The 17,835-nt window shown below is 72.2% G+C and carries 19 protein-coding genes and 1 rRNA gene; 5 read left to right on the top strand and 15 right to left on the bottom strand.

Features of this window, described 5'->3' with window-relative positions:
- Positions 1 to 97: ribosomal RNA gene (rrf, locus tag ACFXGA_RS07640) — 5S ribosomal RNA — on the top strand; the annotation flags it as partial.
- A gap of 187 nt (positions 98 to 284) precedes the next feature.
- Entirely contained in the window at positions 285 to 476 is a 192-nt protein-coding gene (locus tag ACFXGA_RS07645) for a hypothetical protein (RefSeq protein WP_378085248.1), read from the top strand.
- 16 nt (positions 477 to 492) lie between these two features.
- On the opposite strand, the gene ACFXGA_RS07650 is transcribed toward ACFXGA_RS07645, so the two are convergent.
- The 4 genes from ACFXGA_RS07650 to ACFXGA_RS07665 are packed head-to-tail and all read right to left on the bottom strand — an operon-like array spanning position 493 to position 3,228.
- Positions 493 to 870 carry a nucleotide pyrophosphohydrolase gene (locus ACFXGA_RS07650; protein ID WP_378085250.1) on the bottom strand — a complete coding sequence of 126 codons (378 nt, stop codon included), beginning with the start codon at positions 868 to 870 and terminating at the stop codon, positions 493 to 495.
- A 46-nt stretch (positions 871 to 916) separates the two neighbouring features.
- On the bottom strand, positions 917 to 1,546 hold the full coding sequence (locus tag ACFXGA_RS07655) for a class I SAM-dependent methyltransferase (protein WP_378085252.1): 630 nt from the start codon (positions 1,544 to 1,546) through the stop codon (positions 917 to 919).
- Positions 1,547 to 1,549: 3 nt separating this feature from the next.
- Positions 1,550 to 2,569, bottom strand: coding sequence for an ImmA/IrrE family metallo-endopeptidase (locus ACFXGA_RS07660; RefSeq protein WP_378085254.1), 1,020 nt, complete (start codon positions 2,567 to 2,569; stop codon positions 1,550 to 1,552).
- 23 nt (positions 2,570 to 2,592) lie between these two features.
- Positions 2,593 to 3,228, bottom strand: coding sequence for a hypothetical protein (locus tag ACFXGA_RS07665; RefSeq protein ID WP_378085256.1), 636 nt, complete (start codon positions 3,226 to 3,228; stop codon positions 2,593 to 2,595).
- Between the two features lie 74 nt (positions 3,229 to 3,302).
- Between ACFXGA_RS07665 and ACFXGA_RS07670 the strand changes: the two genes are divergently transcribed.
- Positions 3,303 to 4,106 carry an alpha/beta fold hydrolase gene (locus ACFXGA_RS07670; RefSeq protein ID WP_378085258.1) on the top strand — a complete coding sequence of 268 codons (804 nt, stop codon included), beginning with the start codon at positions 3,303 to 3,305 and terminating at the stop codon, positions 4,104 to 4,106.
- Positions 4,103 to 5,323, top strand: a complete 1,221-nt coding sequence (locus tag ACFXGA_RS07675) for a PP2C family protein-serine/threonine phosphatase (protein WP_378085260.1) — start codon at positions 4,103 to 4,105, stop codon at positions 5,321 to 5,323. The genes ACFXGA_RS07670 and ACFXGA_RS07675 overlap by 4 nt, the downstream gene beginning before the upstream one ends.
- Here ACFXGA_RS07675 and ACFXGA_RS07680 read toward each other — a convergent pair.
- Entirely contained in the window at positions 5,301 to 5,666 is a 366-nt protein-coding gene (locus ACFXGA_RS07680; RefSeq protein WP_378085262.1) for a peptidase inhibitor family I36 protein, read from the bottom strand. The genes ACFXGA_RS07675 and ACFXGA_RS07680 overlap by 23 nt on opposite strands.
- Positions 5,667 to 5,732: 66 nt before the next feature.
- Entirely contained in the window at positions 5,733 to 6,581 is an 849-nt protein-coding gene (locus ACFXGA_RS07685; RefSeq protein ID WP_378085264.1) for a DUF72 domain-containing protein, read from the bottom strand.
- An 80-nt stretch (positions 6,582 to 6,661) separates the two neighbouring features.
- Here ACFXGA_RS07685 and ACFXGA_RS07690 point away from each other — a divergent pair, with 80 nt between their 5' ends.
- Entirely contained in the window at positions 6,662 to 7,399 is a 738-nt protein-coding gene (locus tag ACFXGA_RS07690) for an arylamine N-acetyltransferase (RefSeq protein WP_378085266.1), read from the top strand.
- A 92-nt stretch (positions 7,400 to 7,491) separates the two neighbouring features.
- Here ACFXGA_RS07690 and ACFXGA_RS07695 read toward each other — a convergent pair whose 3' ends face one another.
- From ACFXGA_RS07695 to ACFXGA_RS07735, 9 genes are all read right to left on the bottom strand, one after another.
- A complete protein-coding gene (locus tag ACFXGA_RS07695; protein ID WP_378085403.1) occupies positions 7,492 to 8,235 on the bottom strand; it encodes a DUF72 domain-containing protein in 744 nt (247 codons plus the stop codon).
- A gap of 124 nt (positions 8,236 to 8,359) precedes the next feature.
- The gene (locus ACFXGA_RS07700) at positions 8,360 to 8,755 is read right to left on the bottom strand and encodes a hypothetical protein (protein WP_378085269.1); all 396 of its coding nucleotides are present in this window, start codon (positions 8,753 to 8,755) and stop codon (positions 8,360 to 8,362) included.
- A gap of 288 nt (positions 8,756 to 9,043) precedes the next feature.
- Complete coding sequence (locus ACFXGA_RS07705; RefSeq protein ID WP_378085271.1) at positions 9,044 to 9,253, bottom strand: hypothetical protein; 210 nt, start codon at positions 9,251 to 9,253, stop codon at positions 9,044 to 9,046.
- 31 nt (positions 9,254 to 9,284) lie between these two features.
- The gene (locus tag ACFXGA_RS07710) at positions 9,285 to 11,270 is read right to left on the bottom strand and encodes a DUF262 domain-containing protein (protein WP_378085273.1); all 1,986 of its coding nucleotides are present in this window, start codon (positions 11,268 to 11,270) and stop codon (positions 9,285 to 9,287) included.
- A gap of 90 nt (positions 11,271 to 11,360) precedes the next feature.
- On the bottom strand, positions 11,361 to 11,813 hold the full coding sequence (locus tag ACFXGA_RS07715; RefSeq protein ID WP_378085275.1) for a hypothetical protein: 453 nt from the start codon (positions 11,811 to 11,813) through the stop codon (positions 11,361 to 11,363).
- A gap of 47 nt (positions 11,814 to 11,860) precedes the next feature.
- Complete coding sequence (locus ACFXGA_RS07720) at positions 11,861 to 12,517, bottom strand: hypothetical protein (RefSeq protein WP_378085277.1); 657 nt, start codon at positions 12,515 to 12,517, stop codon at positions 11,861 to 11,863.
- A 354-nt stretch (positions 12,518 to 12,871) separates the two neighbouring features.
- On the bottom strand, positions 12,872 to 14,983 hold the full coding sequence (locus ACFXGA_RS07725; protein ID WP_378085279.1) for a 3-hydroxyacyl-CoA dehydrogenase NAD-binding domain-containing protein: 2,112 nt from the start codon (positions 14,981 to 14,983) through the stop codon (positions 12,872 to 12,874).
- Positions 14,980 to 16,200 (bottom strand): thiolase family protein, encoded by a 1,221-nt coding sequence (locus ACFXGA_RS07730; RefSeq protein ID WP_378085281.1) that lies wholly within the window; start codon positions 16,198 to 16,200, stop codon positions 14,980 to 14,982. The genes ACFXGA_RS07725 and ACFXGA_RS07730 overlap by 4 nt, the downstream gene beginning before the upstream one ends.
- Before the next feature lie 447 nt (positions 16,201 to 16,647).
- A complete protein-coding gene (locus ACFXGA_RS07735) occupies positions 16,648 to 17,832 on the bottom strand; it encodes an HRDC domain-containing protein (RefSeq protein WP_378085405.1) in 1,185 nt (394 codons plus the stop codon).
- Positions 17,833 to 17,835 lie beyond the last annotated feature (3 nt).

The following is a 17,835-nucleotide window of genomic DNA, read 5'->3' on the forward strand; positions in this document are numbered from 1 at the left end:
GGGAACACCCGGTCCCATTCCGAACCCGGTAGTTAAGCCTTCCAGCGCCGATGGTACTGCACTCGTGAGGGTGTGGGAGAGTAGGACGCCGCCGAGCATTCTTTGCCTTCAGGGGCACCCGATCGACCGGGTGCCCCTGAAGGCTTTTCTGCGTTCTGCGCCGAATTTCCACCCGACCGCGAACCGTCACTTTCCGACGGCGTCCACCGCTGTTCGGGCGACGTGCGTCGAGCGACCGGGTGATGCGGGATCCCCGACCCTTGCCCGTCCATACCGTTGCCGCCATGAGCTGCGGAGAGTGGACGGGGGAGACGCCGGTGACCTGGCGCACGCGAGGCAGTCGAAGAAGGAGCACGAGGAGGGGCAGGCACGCCCGCACCCGCCCCCCGTCGACCGACACCCCGATGTGGGCCGCGGCCCTCCTCGGCGTGATCGTCCTGGTTTCCCTGGTCCTGCTCCTGTTGACCTACGTCTAGCCCTCGCCCCGCCTGCTCATCCGGCAGGCTCGGGGTCCACCGGCGTCAGCGCCACCGGCTTCTCGCCGGCCACCGGGAAGCGCCGCTCGTTGCGCTCGATCTTCGCGAACGCGGCCTCCACGAGATCCACGTCCAGCTTGTCGGCCAACCGCACCAGGTAGTGCACGACGTCCGCGAGTTCGTCCCGGACGTGCCAGGCCAGCTCCGGGTCCTCCATCGCCCGCGCCGCCTGCTCGGGCGTGAGCCACTGGAACAGGTCGGTCAGCTCCCCGACCTCCCCCGACAACGCCATCACGAGGTTCTTCGGCGTGTGGTACTCGTCCCAGTCCCGAGCGGCGGCGAACCGGCGCAACGCGTCCCGCAGGTCTTCCAGGTCCCTGCCCGCAGAGTTCATGCCCGCAGAGCTACCACACAGGGCGCACCCGCACCCGGACCGGTGGCTAAGCCGGGCGCTGCGCGAGGACGAGCAGGTGCTCCTCGTCGGGCTGGCCCTCCCGGTCAGGCGAGAAGACGGTGCTGCGGCTGTCCAGCACGGTCAGGCCCGCCTGGGCGATCCGGCCGATCAGGTCGGGCGTGGCGAAGCTCGTCAGCCGCACGGTGTGGCCGAGGAACGGCACGTCGAGCCCTTCGACGTCCATCGGCACGGTGACCAGCACCAGCAGCCCGCCGGGCTTGAGCCAGCCGGCGATCCGGCCCAGCAGGGCGACGACCTCGTCCCGGGTCATCTGCAGGAACGGGAAGAACGCGCACACCGCGTCCCAGCTCGCGTCCTCCGTCTCCCACTCGCGGATGTCGGCGTGCACGAACCGGGCGTCCGGCACCTGGCGGCGGGCGAGGTCGACCATGGTGGCCGACACGTCGACGCCGACCACGTCGTGCCCGGCCGCGGCGAGGTCCTCCGCGACCGGCCGCCCGGTGCCGCTGCCGATGTCGAGGACCCGGGCGCGCGGCGGGAGGCGGTCGAGCAGCAGCCGCACGCCCTCGTCCACGGCCGGGGGACGGCCGAACGCCTCCTCGTAGCCCTGGCCGACGGCGTCGAACAGCTGGGCGGCGGTGAAGGGCTGGTCCACGGGTTACCTCCGGACGACGGTGAGGCGGGGTCGGGCGGGCCGGCCGGGGTCGCCCTGGCCGGGCAGGGCGGTGAGCACGAGGCCGAACACGAGGCCGTTCAGCTCCTCCACGTCCAGCAGCAGCTCGCGGGCGATGCCGTGCGGTGTGGTGCCGCGGGCGCGCAACTCCCGGAAGACCTTGGTCAGCAGTTGCGACGTCTCCCGCCGCGCCATGCCGGTGGTGCGGCGGGCCAGCTGGGCGCACACGGTCGCGTGCTGGGTGCGGGTGAGCAGGCCGAGGTCGCGCAGCCGGTGCGCGAGGGCGGTCGGGGCGACGTGCCAGGTGGCGCTGTGCGCGACGACCTGCCCGGTGAGCGGGCCGCGCGGCACGGCGGCCAGCACGGCGGCCCGGGGCAGCAGGAACGCGGTGGCGAACGCGTGCGCGTCGGCGACGCCGGTGAGGCGGCCGAGTTCGCGGGCGGCGTCGAGGCGGGCGTCGTCGGGCGTCGCGGTCGGGTCGAGGAACACGTACGGGGTGCCCTCGTGGCGGCACGAGAACGGGCCCGCGGCGGCGCAGTCCGGCGGCAGGGAGAACACCCGGACGCCGTGCGCCTCCAGCAGGTGCACCAGGTTCGGCGCGGGCCGGTGGTGCAGGCCCCAGCGGGCGCGCAGCACCTCGGCCGCGGTCTCCGGGTCGTGGTGGTCCCACGTCGGCAGGTCCGGTTCGGGGAACGCGAACGCGCGGGTCAGCCAGCCGTCGAAGCCCAGCGCCAGCCGGGCGGCCCCGAGCGCGGCGTGCCGGTGCCGCCGGGACGCCGGTCGGGTGAACTCGACCTCCAGCTCCGGCACGTCGTCGGCTTCGAGGAAGCCCGGCGGGAAGCCCAGGGCCTCGGTGAGCCGGGCGGTGGTGGCCGGACCGGGCCGGCGGCGGCCGTGCTCGTAGTCGCCGATGCTCGCCGCGCTGGTGCCCGCCTTGCGCGCCAGCTCCGTCGCGGTGAGACCGCGACGGCTGCGGGCCAGGGCGAGGCGGGAGGGCGTGAGCATGATCGCGCCATTCTCGCACCCGCCTACCCGCGCGGCGTGACGGCGACGTCCACGTCGTCGGGGCCGCCGGGGTCGCGCGGCGCGGGCACCGGGCCGAACACCAGCGGCGGCAGCGTGATCCGGTGCGCCCACCGGTCCACGACCTGGCCCTGCGGGGTGGGTTCCGGCTGCGCCACCTCCCGCAGCACGACCAGCCGCTCGCCCTCCTGGTGCGGGTAGGTCACCAGGAACCAGAGCTTCCAGTCGTGCGCGTGCAGCGAGTCGAAGAGGGTGTACTGGTCGTGGTCGTTGCCGCGCATCATGGCGGCGATGGCGGGGCCCTTGGCGTAGTCGCTGCGCAGGGGCGCGCCGGGCGTGCCGGTGTGGCGGTTGCCCTGGAGGGTGCCCAGCACGACCGGTTTGGCGGGGTGTCGGACGAGGCCGGCGTTCCACTTGTCCACCCTCGTCCAGCCCTCGGCGACGAGGACCTCGCGGAGCCTGCCGACCCGGTGGATCCAGTCGAGCAGGCCCGCGCCGTTGGTCGGTCCGAGGGGCGGCGCGGACATCCGCGCGTCCACGCCCGCCCAGATCGCCTCGTCCAGGTGGTCGACGCGCAGCCCCAGCTCGGCGAGCTGGGCGTGGTGCTCGGCGGTCAGCTCGGTGGCGTTCGACATCCTCATGCCCGGCACGGTAACGCCGACCACCGACAGTTCCCCGACCTTCGGGACCTCCGCCGAGGTGACACGATGGTGTGATGAGTGCCCGGATCAGGAACAACGCGGTGGTGACCGGGGTGGCGGGTGGTCCGGTCGTCGTGCTCGCGCACGGGTTCGGGTGCGACCAGAACATGTGGCGGCTGGTCGTGCCGACGCTCGCCGGGAAGTGCCGCGTCGTGCTGTTCGACCACGTGGGCATGGGCGGGTCGGACCGGACCGCGTGGGACGTCCGGCGGTACGCGTCCCTCGACGGGTACGCCGCCGACGTGCTGGACCTCTGCCGTGAGCTGGACCTGCGGGACGTCGCGTTCGTGGGGCACTCGGTGTCGGCGATGATCGGGGTGCTGGCCGCGGCGGCGGAGCCGGACCGGTTCGCCAAGCTGGTGCTGGTGACGCCGTCGCCGCGGTACGTGGACGACGGCGACTACCGGGGCGGGTTCAGCGCCGCCGACATCGACGAGCTGCTCGACTCGCTGGAGAGCAACTACCTCGGCTGGTCGGCGACGATGGCCCCGGTCATCATGGGCAACCCGGACCGGCCGGAGCTGGGCGAGGAGCTGACCAACAGCTTCTGCCGCACGGACCCCGAGGTCGCGCGGGTGTTCGCGCGCGCGACGTTCCTGTCGGACAACCGGGCGGACCTGGAGCGGGTGACCGTGCCGACGCTGGTGCTGGAGTGCGCGCAGGACGTGATCGCGCCGCGGGAGGTGGGCGCGTACGTGCACTCGCGGGTGCGCGGCAGCCGGCTCGTCACGCTCGACGCCACGGGCCACTGCCCGCAGCTCAGCGCGCCGGAGGCCACCGCCGCCGCCATAGTGGACTTCGTGGTGGACAGCCGATGATGTGCGTCGCCGGGAGCGACCCGGACCACGACCGCGAGGCGTTCCCGGCGCTGTTGGAGGACAGTGCGGAGGACCTGTACGAGAACGCGCCGTGCGGCTACCTGTCCACGATGCTGGACGGGCTCGTCGCAAGGGTGAACGGGACGCTCCTGAAGTGGCTGGGGTACCGGCGGGAGGAGCTGGTCGGCCGGCGGCGGTTCGCGGACCTGCTCAACGTCGGCGGCCGGCTGTACCACGAGACCCACCTGTCCCCGTTGCTGCGCATGCAGGGCGAGGTCCGCGGGGTGGCGCTGGAGATGGTCGCGGCCGACGGCACGCGCCTGCCGGTGCTGGTCAACGCCGCGGTGAAGACCGGCGGCGACGGGCAGCCGCTGCTGGTCCGGATCACCGTGTTCGACGCGCGCGACCGCCGTGCCTACGAGCGCGAGCTGCTGCGGGCCAGGCAGGAGGCGGAGCGGGAGCGCGACGAGGTCCGACGCCTCGCCACCACCCTCCAGCGCACCCTGCTGCCGCCGGCCCTGCCCGCCGTGCCGCACGTCGAGACGGCCACGCACTACCACCACGCGTCGCCGTTCCAGGTCGGCGGCGACTTCTACGACCTGTTCCCGCTGGCGGACGGGCGGTGGGGGTTGTTCCTCGGGGACGTGTGCGGCAAGGGCCCGGACGCGGCGGCGGTGACGTCCCTGGCCCGGTACACGCTGCGCTCGGCGGCCGTGTACGACCCCGACCCGGCCGCCGTGCTGACCAACCTCAACACCGTGCTCAACCAGGAGCAGGACGGCGCGTTCCGGCGGTTCTGCACGGTGACGTTCGGCGTGCTGACCGCCGGGGCGGACGGGTGCGCCCTCGCCCTGGCGGCGGGCGGCCACCCGCCGGGCCTGCTGCTGCGCGCCGACGGGACGGCCCGGTTCGTGGAGGTGGCCGGCGGTCAGCTGATCGGCATCCTGCCGGACGCCCGCGTCGCCACGACCACCGTCGCCCTCGCGCCGGGTGACACGTTCGTGCTGTACACGGACGGCCTGACCGAGGCGAGGACCGGCCCGGGCAGCCGCTTCGGCGAGGAGGAGCTGCTCGACTTCGCGGCCTCGGTCGCCCCGACCTCGGCCGAGGGCGCCGTGGACGCGCTGGTCGGCCTGCTGGACCGGCTGGGCCGGGGCGTCGAGGACGACACGGCGGTGCTCGCGATCGGCGTGCCTAGGGCTCCCACACCTGGATAGCCCGCACGACGAACGGCGCGTCGGGGACGTAGGTGCCCTTGCCCGGGTAGGTGGTGAACTCGGACTCGGTCGAGCACGTCTCGCGCTGGTAGACCGACGTGTCCCGGGTCAGGTTGTTCACGAACGACCGGGCCACGAAGCCGTCCGGCAGCGGGATGCACTCGCGCGGGTTCGCGGACTCCAGGTCCAGGCGGTGCGAGTCGCCGGTGTAGTGGGCGCCCGACCAGACGCAGAACTCGCCGCGGTCGCAGGCCGGGTCGGGTTGCCGGGCCGCGGCGGTGCCGCTCGACGCCAGCGCGCCGGCGGTGAGGGCCAGCGCGGTCGCGAGGCTGAGGGTGGTCATCCGGGTCACCTCCACCGCTCCAGGGTGCTGCGCCCGGCGGCGGGGCGGGGTGGGGAGGCCGCCGTTTCACCTGATTGTGTGGGCCTCGGCGGGTTTCGGCAGCGCGAGGCGTCGGGCGAGGCGCAGCGCGTCGTGCGGGGCGACCGCGTCGGTGTCGTTGTCGAAGTACACGTAGACGTCGTGGTCGGTCGCCCACCCGCGGACCTTGGCGGCCCACGCGTCCAGCTCGTCGTCGGTGTAGCTGCCGACGTACAGGGCCTGGTTGCCGTGCAGCCGCACGTAGGCGAAGTCGGCCGTGACATCCTCCAGGTACGGGAACCGGCCGGCCGAGTGGGAGACGACGAGCGCGATCCCGTGCGCGCGGAGCAGGTCGTGGAACTCGGGCGCCAGGAACGTCGGGTGCCGGACCTCCAGCGCGTGCCGCAGCGGGCGGTCGGCTTCGGTCGTGGTCCAGGCCCGGTCGGCGGGCAGCCGGTCGTCGTGCCGCTCGGCGAGCGCGGCCGCGGCGGTCGTGGTGCGGGGGAGCAGGTCGAAGAACGCGCCCAGGCGGTCCGGGTCGAAGGCGGTCCTCGGCGGCAGCTGCCACAGCACCGGGCCGAGCTTCGGCCCCAGCGCGAGCACGCCGGAGGCGAAGAAGTTGGCCAGCGGGGTCTCCACGTCGCGCAACTGCTTGAGGTGGGTGATGAACCGGCCGCCCTTGACCGCGAAGAGGAAGTCCGGCGGCGTCTGGGCCGCCCACGCCCGGTAGCTGGCGGGGCGTTGCAGCGAGTAGAAGGAGCCGTTCAGCTCGACCGACGACAGCAGCCCGGAGATGTGCTCCAGCTCCCGCCGCTGCACCAGGCCCTTCGGGTAGAACGCGCCGCGCCACGTCGGGTACACCCAACCCGACGTGCCGATCCGTACCTCGCCCGTCACCTCCCCGGGTTACCCCGGATGATCTCCGGCCTACCTCCCGACCTTGACCTCCAGCGCGCTGGAGGGTGCACGGTGGGGCCATGGACGACCGGCTTCTCGACGCGTACCTGGACCGGATCGGCGCCACCCGCGCCGCCACCCTCGTGGAACTGCACGAACGGCACGTCGCCTCGGTGCCGTTCGAGAACCTCTCGATCCACCTCGGCGAGGAGATCGTGCTCGACGAGGACCTGCTCGTGGACAAGCTGGTGAACCGCGGGCGCGGCGGGTTCTGCTACGAGTTGAACGGGGCGTTCGCGGCGCTGCTGCGGGCGTTGGGGCACGACGTGCGGCTGCTGTCCGCGAAGGTGTTCAACGACGGGGCGTTCGGGCCGCCGTTCGACCACCTGGCGTTGCGCGTGGGCGATCTGCTGGTCGACGTCGGCTTCGGCCGGTTCAGCCTGCGGCCGCTGGACCTGGTCAGCCGGGAGGACCAGCACGACCCGGCGGGCGTGTTCCGGCTGGTCGACACCCCCGAGGGCGACGTGGACGTGCTGTTCGACGGCGTCGTGCAGTACCGGCTCGAACTCCGGCCGCGCACGCTGGACGAGTTCCGCGCCACGTGCTGGTACCAGCAGACGTGGCCGGGGTCGCCCTTCCGGCGCGGCGCGACGTGCTCGCTGCCCACCGAGGCCGGGCGGATCACCATCGCCGGGAACAAGCTGATCACCACGACCGGGGACGGGAAGGTGGTCGAGGAGTTGGACGACGACGCGCTGCTCGACGCCTACGCCAAGCACTTCGGCATCGTGCTGGACCGCGTGCCGCGCCTCGGCTGAGCGCCGTGACCCGGCCCCGTGACCCGGTTGAGCCCGTGGTCCGGCCGAGCGCGTGACCCGGCTGAGCCGATCGGCCCGGCTGAGCGCGCGGCTCAGCCGAGCCGATCGGCGAGGGCGAGGGCGAGGGCGTCGAACGGCGCCGCGCCGCGCATCGTGTTGTCGAAGTACACGTACACGTCGCGTTCGGCCGACCACTCGCGGAACCGGGCGGCCCAGCGGTCCAGGGCCGGGTCGGAGTACGCGCTGACGTACAGCTCCCGGTCGCCGTGCAGCCGGGCGTAGACGAAGTCCGCGGTCGGCTCGCGCGGCTCGGGGAAGCGGCCGGCCGACTCGGCGGCGACGAGCGCGACGTTGTGCCGGGAGAGCAGGTCCGCCAGCTCGGGCGTGTCCCAGCTCGGGTGCCGGATCTCGAGCGCGTGCCGGACCGGCGGGCCGGGCAGCAGGTCGAGGAACCCGGCCAGCCGTTCAAGGCGTGACGGCAGGGTCGGGGGCAGTTGCCACAGGACCGGCCCGAGCTTCGGCCCCAGGTCGAGGACGCCGGAGTCGAAGAACTCCTCGACGTCCTTCCCGACGTCCCGTAATCGCTTGAGGTGGGTGATCTCGCGGTGGCCCTTCACCGCGAACACGAAGCCCTCGGGGGTGCGCTCGAACCACGACTTGTAGTCCGTCGGCTTGCGCAGCCCGTAGAACGACCCGTTGATCTCGACCGTGTCGAGCCGCCGGGACAGGAACTGCAGTTCCAGGCGCTGCTGCAACCCGCGCGGGTAGAACCCGCCACGCCACTCGGGATAGCGCCAGCCGGAGGTGCCGATTCGGATTTCACCCACGGTGACGATGTTGCCCGTACGGGTGACGGCCCAAACGCGATCACCGGATCGTCGCAACGATCACCGTCCACTCGGCGCAACGCTGTCCGGCGTTCGGTTGCGGCCCGTTCCCGCCGTCCGCCGAACGGGGCCGTCAGAAGCCCGCGCCGTCCAACGCGCCGCTCACCACGCGATCCACCCTGGCCTGCTGCGGGTCGCGGGCCAACGCCTCGGTGCACGGGCAGCCGGCCAGGTCGTTGCCGCACAGGTACACGCCGAGCACCCGCAGGCTGCGGGCCGTCTGCCGCAACCGAGCCGCGCCGCGCAACCGCACCTGCCCGTACACGGCCTTCGCGAGCTGGTACGGCACCCCGGGGCCGAGGTCGACGCACGCCTGGCTGTCCAACTCCTCCGCCACGTGAGCGATGGGCCGGCACCCGCACGCCTTCGCCGACCGCACGAGCCTCTGGTCCAGCCGCGCCACGAGCCGCTTCGCCACCTCGTCCCGCCACGCCCGGTCGGTCCGCAGGTAGGCGACCAACTCGTCCACGCGAACCGGATCGGGCCGCGGCCGGCGAGCGCGCGCTCTTCGTCGTTGTGCCGTCATGACACTCAAGATCGGGTGTCGCAAACCCCCGCGACCCACCCTCACCCGGCTGCGCACCGACAGCACTCGCGCGTACCAGTACCTCGGCCACCGAAAGACACGACCGACCCACCACCACCGTCGCCCCACGCCGACCGGTCGTGTCCGGCGTGGGACGGCGAGCCCGTGGGTACCGGCCCAGCCTCAGGTGATCCCAGCACAGCTCGAACTCCGGCCGGGACAGGGTGAACCTCACGGGCCGTCGTCCCCGATCACCGGTGGCGCGACCCGTGGCATGGAGTCCTCGCCCCACAGGTCATCCGGCTCTTCCAGGTAGGGCGCGGCCTTGTGCTCGACGTCGTCCTCGCCCCGACCGCCTTGCGGCGCGCCGGCCATGCCGCCCACCATCGGAGTGCCCGAAGGGCTGACCGCCGTGACCGGGAGGAACCGTCGTCTCGGCACCGGTTGAGCGCCGGTCGAACACCCGGCCGTGTCAGTCGACGCTGATCACGGGGAAGATCAGTTGCTCACCTTCCCACCGCTCGACCTCCGGCTGCGTGAGAGCCGCGATCGGATGGCTGTCGCCGCGCTCGCGGTCGAGCACCTTGCGCCACTCCGGCAGGGTGCCGGTGACCACGAACGGCCCGATCGGCACTTCGAGCAGGTCGTCCTGCACCCGGACGGGGGTGCTCTCACCGGCGATGACCAGGTCGCCGTCCACCCCTGCCTCGGCGGCGGCGACCACGTCCTCCAGGTCGGCGGCGGACATCGTCCCCGACCACGTGCCGCTGTTCGTGCGTGCCCGTGCGAGCAGGACGTCGTCACCTGCCGTGTTGTCGTACCACTCGAACTCGAGGACAGCGCCGGACAGCGGGTCGGTGGACTCGGACGTCGGGGAGAGCCACGCCGGCCGGAACCTCTCCAGCAGGTTTGTCATCGCGTCGGCCAGCAGGCGCCGGCGCGCGCTCAGGAACGAGCGGTAGCGGTCCGCGTCCCTCAGGTCTTCGTCCACGGGGATGAGGTGGGCGGTCAGCTCCTGGTCGCCCAGCGTCGGGAAGTAGTCCCGCGGCGACCTGTGGCTGATCTTCCGGTTGGCCTTGCCGGAGATGAAGGCGAGGTTGGCCAGGTCGTTGATCTCGCCCTTGCTGTACTTCTCGGGGTGGTTCTTCAGCGTGGCCTGCGGGTGGATGTGGTGGTACTCCAGCGCCTGGCTGCCCTCGGCCGCCGCCGAGATGCCGATGCTGCCCCACCAGTCCTTGGCCCCCGCTTCCTTGGCGACCAGGAAGCTCAGGAAGAAGTACGGGCTGCCGACGGTCCGGCCCGCGAGGTCGTCCGGTCCGATCGACACGCCGCCGGTGACGCCCAGGTTGTCCAGCAGTCGGCGCACCGGGTCCTCCGTGCGGGCCGCCGGGATGTCCTGCCCGAGTCGGGTGTCGGTCGACCCGCTGTACCGGTTGCGGATAGTGGCCGCCAGGAACCAGAAGAGGATGGCGTCGGCCGTGCCGCCGTCCAGTTGTTCGTCCTCCCGTTCACCGAGCAGGACGATCAGCGGCAGCAGGACGACCATCGACGGCAGCAGCTTGCTGTGCGAGGCGCCGAGGTTGTTCTGCAGCAAGGGCACGAGGTGCCGGAGCCCGCGCCGCACCGTGGCCCAGCCGCGGTCGAGTTCGTCGTCGGTCGCCGCCACCAGGCGTGCGTGCGACCAGGCGGACAGACCGCGTCCCAGCACCGCGCCGGTGAGGGCCCTGGTGAGGAACGTGACGTCGATGTCGCCGTAGCCGCGGTCGGCCCAGTGCTTGGCCTCCGCCTCCAACTTCTGGAGCACACCCGGCCACCGCGCCGACAGGGTGGCGAGTGCCAGGTCCGAGGTCTTCAGCGAGCGGCCCCCGCTGTTCACGCGCACGAAGATCTGCGTGACCTCGTCGTAGGGAAAGTCCCGCAGCACCTCCATGTGGAACTTGTGACCGGGGATGGCGGCGAGTTTCTGCAGTCGCTTGCTGATCTCGTTCGGGGCAATCCCCGGATTGCGCTCGTGCAGTTCACCGACGAGCTGCCACTGGTCGGCCTCGGGCTTGAGGACGTCGTAGACCTTGATCCACCGGGGGTCCTTGGCCGTGGCCGCGCTCTGGTTCTGGAACTTCTCGGTCTCGACGTTGAAGACGATGGCCGCCTGCGGGTGATCGGTGAAGACCCGGTGCAGCGACGTGACGCGCTGTTGGCCGTCCAGGAGGTAGAGCGGCACGACAGCGGCCTTGCCCGCCGGACCGCTGATCGCGGCTTCCCTGGTCTGCGGCGCCTCGTCGGTCTGCCAGAAGAGCAGGGACCCGGACGGGTAACCGCGGTAGAGCGACTCGACCAGCTTGGCCACCTGGGTCGGCTTCCACACGTAGCCGCGTTGGATCTCCGGCAGCCTGATCTCACCTTGTTCGATCTGGCTGACGAGGGTCCTGACCTCGCGCTCGGTCTTGTCAACAGGCATCCAGGCGGCTCCCGACGTGCGTCTCCGACGATGAGGACGTCATCGCCGGACGGTAGTGCACCGTTATCCGGTTGATCACGCCATCCACGATCATCGAGGTGCCGGCAACACGGCACGTCCGGCGACGAAGAGGATGCCCGCCACCGCCGCCGGAGCGGCCAACAGCAGCAGGTAGGCCCACACCTCGCCGGTGAGCCCGACCGGCCTCGCCCCGTTCCGCGCCGTCATCACCAGCAGGAACCAGGACACGGGGACGAACAGCGCCGAACCCACCCAACCACCCGTCAACGCACGCCTGGCCTGCCACACCCGGAAGACGTCGAACTGCTCGCCCCACGCGGAGGACCGGGCCATCCCGATGCTGATCGAGGACAGGAACGGCCCCATCACGGAGGCGCTTCCCGTGATCCAGACCAAGGCGTTGATCGGGTGGTAGGCCGTGGGCAGGGCTCGTCCGAACCCCGCGATCGCCGCCACGAGCACCACACAGGCCACCAGACCCGCCGCCGCGAGGACGGCGCACCTGCCGCGGATCTCTCGCACACGGGCGGCAGGTACCCAGACGTACCGCGGCGGCGGTCCGGGGTGCGTCACGAGCCCGGTCGCCAGTCGGAGCCGTCCCCGTCGGTGACGCTCGCGTCCGCCATGTCCGCGGTGTTCGGCATGGCCCACGTCGTGCCGAGGTCGTGGATCTTCTGCCGGAGTGCGGACTGCTCGGTCTCGATCGTGTTGACGTGCGACTCCAACGCCATGACCGTCGCGGCGATGACGCCGATCGTCGCGGCCACCGTTCCGACGATGAACGCGATCGCCGCGGGGATGCCCACGAGCGTGCACGCGGCGACCACCGCGGAGACGATGCCGACGACCAAGCCGGCGAGCGCGAACCCCATCGCCATCCAGAACATGTCGATCGAGTTCGCCAGGTTGTTCAGGGACGACCGCAGTTGTCCGGCGATGTCCTTCACCGAGTTCAGCCCGGCCGCCTGCGGCGGCACCGTCGCCTGGTAGGCGCGGGCGGCGCGGCCTTCCCACTCGATCGTGGTGCGGAGCTTGTCCGGCCCGATCGTCTCCGCGATGTCGCCGAGCGCGTTGCCGACCTGCGACACCCACTGCTCGCCGACCTGCTTGAGGCGGTCGGAGTCACCCGGCTGTTCCCACAGCGGCTTGATCCGGTCCGGGGCGGGTCGAGCGCGCTGATCTTCCTCATCGGCGTCCTCGAAGCCGAACCGGTATACGCCGCTCACGTCTCTCCTTGCCTTCAGTGACGACTTGCTCTCTGACCGTAGCGGGTGGGTTCGGTGGCCGCAGGGAGTTGGGGAGATCCGCCCGCGGCCCGCGAGACGTCGGACTCGCGCGAACGTCAGGCGCTCATGCCTTTCAGCCGGCGGAGCTGGGCGGCCGCGGCGCTCGCACTCGGCCGGCCAGTCGACGGGGGAGACGTGGCCCCGCTCGCGGGTTGCCGCGTGCAGTCGTCGCCGTCGCGGAGGAGGACCTCGGCGAGGCGGGTGGGGCGGTCGCGGGCGGGTCGGGCACGGGCTTCCGGGAAAGCACTGCGCCCCGGCCGTCGCACGACGGCCGGGGCGCAGAGGTCCGGCGGGTCAGGCAGGCACGGAGGCGACGCCGGGCGCCAGGAAGCGCTTGCCCGTCACCTTCTCCGAGATGCCCGAACGGTCCAGGTAGGGGGTGATGCCGCCCAGCCAGAACGGCCAGCCGGCGCCCAGGATCATGCACAGGTCGATGTCCTGCGCCTCCGCCACCACGCCCTCGTCGAGCATGATGCGGATCTCCTCGGCCAGCGCCTCCAGCGCCCGCGCGAAGACCTCGTCACCGCTCAACGGCTGGTCGCCGAACGACCACAGCGCCTGCACCTCGGGGTCCACGGACTGCTTGCCCGTCGAGTCCCACTGGTACACCGCCGTCTTGCCGGCCTCCACGAACCGCTTCATGTTCTCCGACACGCCGAAGCGGTCCGGGAAGGCGGCGTGCATGGTCTCGGCCACGTGCAGCGCGACGGCGGGCCCGACGAGCTGCAGCAGCACGAGCGGCGACATGGGCAGGCCCAGCGGCTCGGTGGCCTTGTCCGCCACCTCGAACGGGGTGCCCTCGTCGATCGACTTGACGACCTCGCCCATGAACCGGGTCAGCAGCCGGTTCACCACGAACGCGGGCGCGTCCTTCACCAGCACGGACGACTTCTTGAGCTGCTTGCCCACCGCGAACGCGGTCGCCAGCGTCGCGTCGTCGGTCTTCGCCGCGCGCACGATCTCCAGCAGCGGCATCACGGCGACCGGGTTGAAGAAGTGGAAGCCGACGACCCGCTCGGGGTGCTTGAGGCCCGACGCCATCTCGGTGATCGACAGCGACGACGTGTTGGTGGCCAGCACCGCCTCGGGCGAGACGAACTCCTCGACCTCGGCGAACACCTGCTGCTTGACCTTCAGGTCCTCGAACACGGCCTCGATGACGAAGTCCGCGTCCGCGAACGCCGACTTGTCCAGCGACCCGCTCACCAGCGCCTTGAGCCGGTTCGCCTTGTCCGGCGACACGCGGCCCTTGCCGAGCAGCTTGTCGACCTCGGCGTGCACGTACCCGACGCCCTTGTCCACCCGCGCCTGGTCGATGTCGGTGAGCACCACCGGCACCTCCAGCCGCCGCGCGAACAGCAGCGCCATCTGCGACGCCATCAGGCCCGCGCCGACGATGCCGACCTTGGTGACCTTGCGCGCCAGCGACTTGTCCGGCGCGCCCGCCGGCCGCTTGGCCCGCTTCTGCACCAGGTTGAACGAGTACAGCCCGGCCCGCAGCTCGTCGCTCATCACGACGTCCGCCAGCGCCTCGGTCTCCGCCGCGTACCCGGCGTCGAGGTCGTTGGCGCGCGCCAGCTCCAGCAGCTCCAACGCCTTCAGCGCGCCCGGGGCGGCGCCCTTGGTCCGGCCCTCGACGATCGCGCGGGCCCGCGCCACGGCGGCGTCCCAGCCCTCGCCCCGGTCGATCTCGCGGCGGGCCGGCACGACGTCGCCGCGCACCACGGAGGCCAGCCACAGCAGCGACTGCTCCAGGTAGTCCGCGGAGTCGAACAGCACGTCGGCGATGCCCAGGTCGAGCGCCTGCTTCGGGTTGAGCATCTTGTTCTGGTTCAACGCGTTCTCGAAGATCACGGTGACCGCGTCGTTCGCGCCGATGAGGTTCGGCAGCAGCTGCGTGCCGCCCCAGCCGGGGAACAGGCCGAGGAACACCTCGGGCAGCGCGATGGCCGCCGCGTTGGACGCCAGCGTCCGGTAGTGGCACGACAGCGCCAGCTCCAGGCCGCCGCCCATGACCGCGCCGTTGACGAACGCGAAGGTCGGCACGGTGGAGTCGGTGAACTTGCGGAACACGTCGTGCCCGAGCCGGCCGATCGCCAGGGCCTGCTCGCGCTCCGACGCGCCCTCCACGGCGGACAGGTCCGCGCCCACGGCGAACACGAACGGCTTGCCGGTGACCGCGATCGCCGCCGGGTTCGCCGCCGCGGCCTCGTCGAACGCGGCGCCCAGGCTCACCAGCGACTGCGGGCCGAACGTGGACGGCCGGGTGTGGTCGTGGCCGTTGTCGATGGTGATCAGCGCGACCTTGCCCTCGACACCCGGCACGGACACGAACCGGGTGCGGGCGTGGGTCACGACCTCGTCGGGGAACAGGGCCTTGGCCTCGTCGGCGGTCAACGCGGTCACTTCGACTCTCCGTTCCAGTGGGGGTTCTCCCAGATCACGGTGCCGCCCATGCCGATGCCGATGCACATGGTGGTGATGCCGTAGCGCACGTCCGGGCGCTCGGCGAACTGCCGCGAGAGCTGGGTCATCAGGCGCACGCCGGAGGACGCCAGCGGGTGGCCGGTGGCGATCGCGCCACCCCACTGGTTGACCCGCGGGTCGTCGTCGGCGATGCCGAAGTGGTCGAGGAAGGCGAGCACCTGCACGGCGAACGCCTCGTTGATCTCGAACAGGCCGATGTCGTCGATGGTGAGGCCGGCGCGCTTGAGCGCCTTCTCCGTGGCCGGCACCGGTCCGATGCCCATGACCTCGGGCTCGACGCCCAGGAACGAGTAGCCCACCAGGCGCATGCCGATCGGCAGGCCCAGCTCGCGGGCGGTCTCCTCGTCGGCCAGGATGCAGCCCGTCGCGCCGTCGTTCAGGCCCGCCGCGTTGCCCGCGGTGACCCGGCCGTGCGGGCGGAACGGCGTCTTGAGCTTGGCCAGGTCCTCGACCGTGGTGCCGGGGCGGGGCGGCTCGTCGGCGGTGGCCAGGCCCCAGCCGTGCTCGGCGGACCGGGTCGCGACCGGCACCAGCTCCGGGCCGATCTTGCCGTTCTTCACCGCGTCGGCGTACTTGGCCTGCGAGGCCGCCGCGTACGCGTCCGCGCGCTCCTTGGTGAGGTGCGGGAAGCGGTCGTGCAGGTTCTCCGCCGTGGAGCCCATGACGAGCGCGGACGGGTCCACGATCTTGTCGGACAGGAACCGCGGGTTCGGGTCCACGCCCTCGCCCATCGGGTGCCGGCCCATGTGCTCGACACCGCCGGCGATCACCACGTCGTACGCGCCGAACGCGATGCCGCTGGCGGACGTCGTCACGGCCGTCATCGCGCCCGCGCACATGCGGTCCACCGCGTAGCCCGGCACCGACTTGGGCAGGCCGGCGAGCAGCGCGGCGGTCCGGCCGATGGTCAGGCCCTGGTCGCCGATCTGCGTGGTGGCCGCGATGGCCACCTCGTCGACCCGTTCCGGTGGCAGCTCGGGGTGGCGGCGCAGCAGCTCGCGGATCACCTTGACGACCAGGTCGTCGGCACGGGTCTCCGCGAAGATCCCCTTGGGGCCGGCCTTGCCGAACGGCGTGCGCCCGCCGTCCACGAAGACCACGTTCCGAACGCGTGCCGGCGCTTCTGGTGCGGCCACGGCGTCTCCTCCGCTTGTGGTGACGATTCGCCCGAGCGGTCGGGCGCGAGTCCTACCGATCGGTAACACAACTCTAGTCCCTGTTACCGACCGGTAACCACAGAGGTTGCCCTGTTCGCTCGGTCACAGCCGCCCGGACCGCCGGGAACAACCCGAACGGGAACGAAACGACCGGCCGACCGCGACCGGGATCCCGTCCGCCCGCCGCACCCAACGCGCGTGTCCTACCCCCAGAACGCGCGTGTCCTACGTCCAGAACGCGCGTGTCCTACGTCCGGAACGCGAGAGTCCTACGTCCGGAACGCGAGAGTCCTACGTTGAGAACGCGAGAGTCCTACGTTCGGAACACCCGAGTTCACCACTCAGCGCGATCGGCCGCGTTCCGAGCGTTCAACTCGGGGTGCGTGAACGTAGGACACACGCGTTCCGAACGTAGGACTCGCGCGGTCAGGTGGGTTGGGTCAGGGCCTCGGAGAGGACGGTCGCGGTCAGGGCGACCTGCCAGTTGCGGGCGCCGCCCTCGCGCAGGGTGGCGGCCACGCCCTCGGGCGAGGTGTCGGCCGGCGGCTGCCAGCACGTGCGCCGCACCAGGTCGGGCAGCAGCAGGTTCTCCACCGGCAGGGTGTTGGCCTCGGCGACCGCCGTCAACGCCGTCCTGGCGGCCGCCAGGCGGGCCGCGGCGGCCGGGTCCTTGTCCGCCCAGCGGTTGGCGGGCGGCGGGCCGTCGTGCTGCTGCGCCGCCTCCGGCAGCTGGTTGCGGGGAAGTGCGGCGGCACGCTGCAACGCGCCCAGCCACACCCCGACCATGCGCCGCTGCGCCCGCCCCCGGAACACGGGCAGCGCCGACAGGGCGGCCTCGTCCGCGGGGTTGCGCACGGCGGCTTCGACCAGCGCCGAGTCCGGCAGCACCCGGCCCGGCGCGATGTCGCGCTCACGGGCCACCGCGTCCCGCGCCTCCCACAGCGCCCGCACCGCGGCCAACTGCCGCGGGCTGCGGATCCGGTGGATGCCCGACGTGCGCCGCCACGGCTCCGCGCGCGGGCGCGGCAGGGGAGCCGTGCGGGCCGCCTCGAACTCCTCGAGCGCCCACTCCAGCTTCCCCTGCCGCTTGAGCTCCTGTTCGAGCACGTCACGCAGCTCGACCAGCAGTTCGACGTCGAGCGCGGCGTAGTTCAGCCAGTCGGCGGGAAGGGGGCGGCGCGACCAGTCGGCCGCGCCGTGCCCCTTCTCCAACCGGTAGCCCAACAGCCGCTCGACGAGCGTGCCCAGCGCCACCCGCTCGAACCCGGCCAGCCTGCCCGCCAGCTCGGTGTCGAACAACGCGCTCGGACGCAGCCCGAGTTCGGCGAGGCACGGCAGGTCCTGCGACGCCGCGTGCAACACCCACTCGGTCCCGTCCAGCGCCTCGACCAGCGGATCGAGCCGGCCGCCGAGGGCGATCGGGTCGACCAGCACGGTCCCGGCGCCTTCCCGGCGCAGTTGCACCAGGTAAGCGCGTTGCGAGTAGCGGTATCCCGAGGCTCGCTCGGTGTCCACCGCAACCGGACCCTTGGGGGCGGGCGGGGGGGGCGCGGCACGCCCGGGGGGACGTGGGGGGGCGCCGACAGGGCGGAACCCCGCCACGGGGTGCACCCC

The organism is Actinosynnema sp. NPDC059335, assembly GCF_042752395.1.
GTDB lineage: Bacteria > Actinomycetota > Actinomycetes > Mycobacteriales > Pseudonocardiaceae > Actinosynnema.

Bases quoted from the DNA above. Each gene is read 5' to 3' on its own strand.
- ACFXGA_RS07645 (WP_378085248.1), top strand. From the start codon at position 285: ATGAGCTGCGGAGAGTGGACGGGGGAGACGCCGGTGACCTGGCGCACG.
- ACFXGA_RS07650 (WP_378085250.1), bottom strand. From the start codon at position 870: ATGAACTCTGCGGGCAGGGACCTGGAAGACCTGCGGGACGCGTTGCGC.
- ACFXGA_RS07660 (WP_378085254.1), bottom strand. From the start codon at position 2,569: ATGCTCACGCCCTCCCGCCTCGCCCTGGCCCGCAGCCGTCGCGGTCTC.
- ACFXGA_RS07665 (WP_378085256.1), bottom strand. From the start codon at position 3,228: ATGAGGATGTCGAACGCCACCGAGCTGACCGCCGAGCACCACGCCCAG.
- ACFXGA_RS07670 (WP_378085258.1), top strand. From the start codon at position 3,303: ATGAGTGCCCGGATCAGGAACAACGCGGTGGTGACCGGGGTGGCGGGT.
- ACFXGA_RS07675 (WP_378085260.1), top strand. From the start codon at position 4,103: ATGATGTGCGTCGCCGGGAGCGACCCGGACCACGACCGCGAGGCGTTC.
- ACFXGA_RS07680 (WP_378085262.1), bottom strand. From the start codon at position 5,666: ATGACCACCCTCAGCCTCGCGACCGCGCTGGCCCTCACCGCCGGCGCG.
- ACFXGA_RS07690 (WP_378085266.1), top strand. From the start codon at position 6,662: ATGGACGACCGGCTTCTCGACGCGTACCTGGACCGGATCGGCGCCACC.
- ACFXGA_RS07710 (WP_378085273.1), bottom strand. From the start codon at position 11,270: ATGCCTGTTGACAAGACCGAGCGCGAGGTCAGGACCCTCGTCAGCCAG.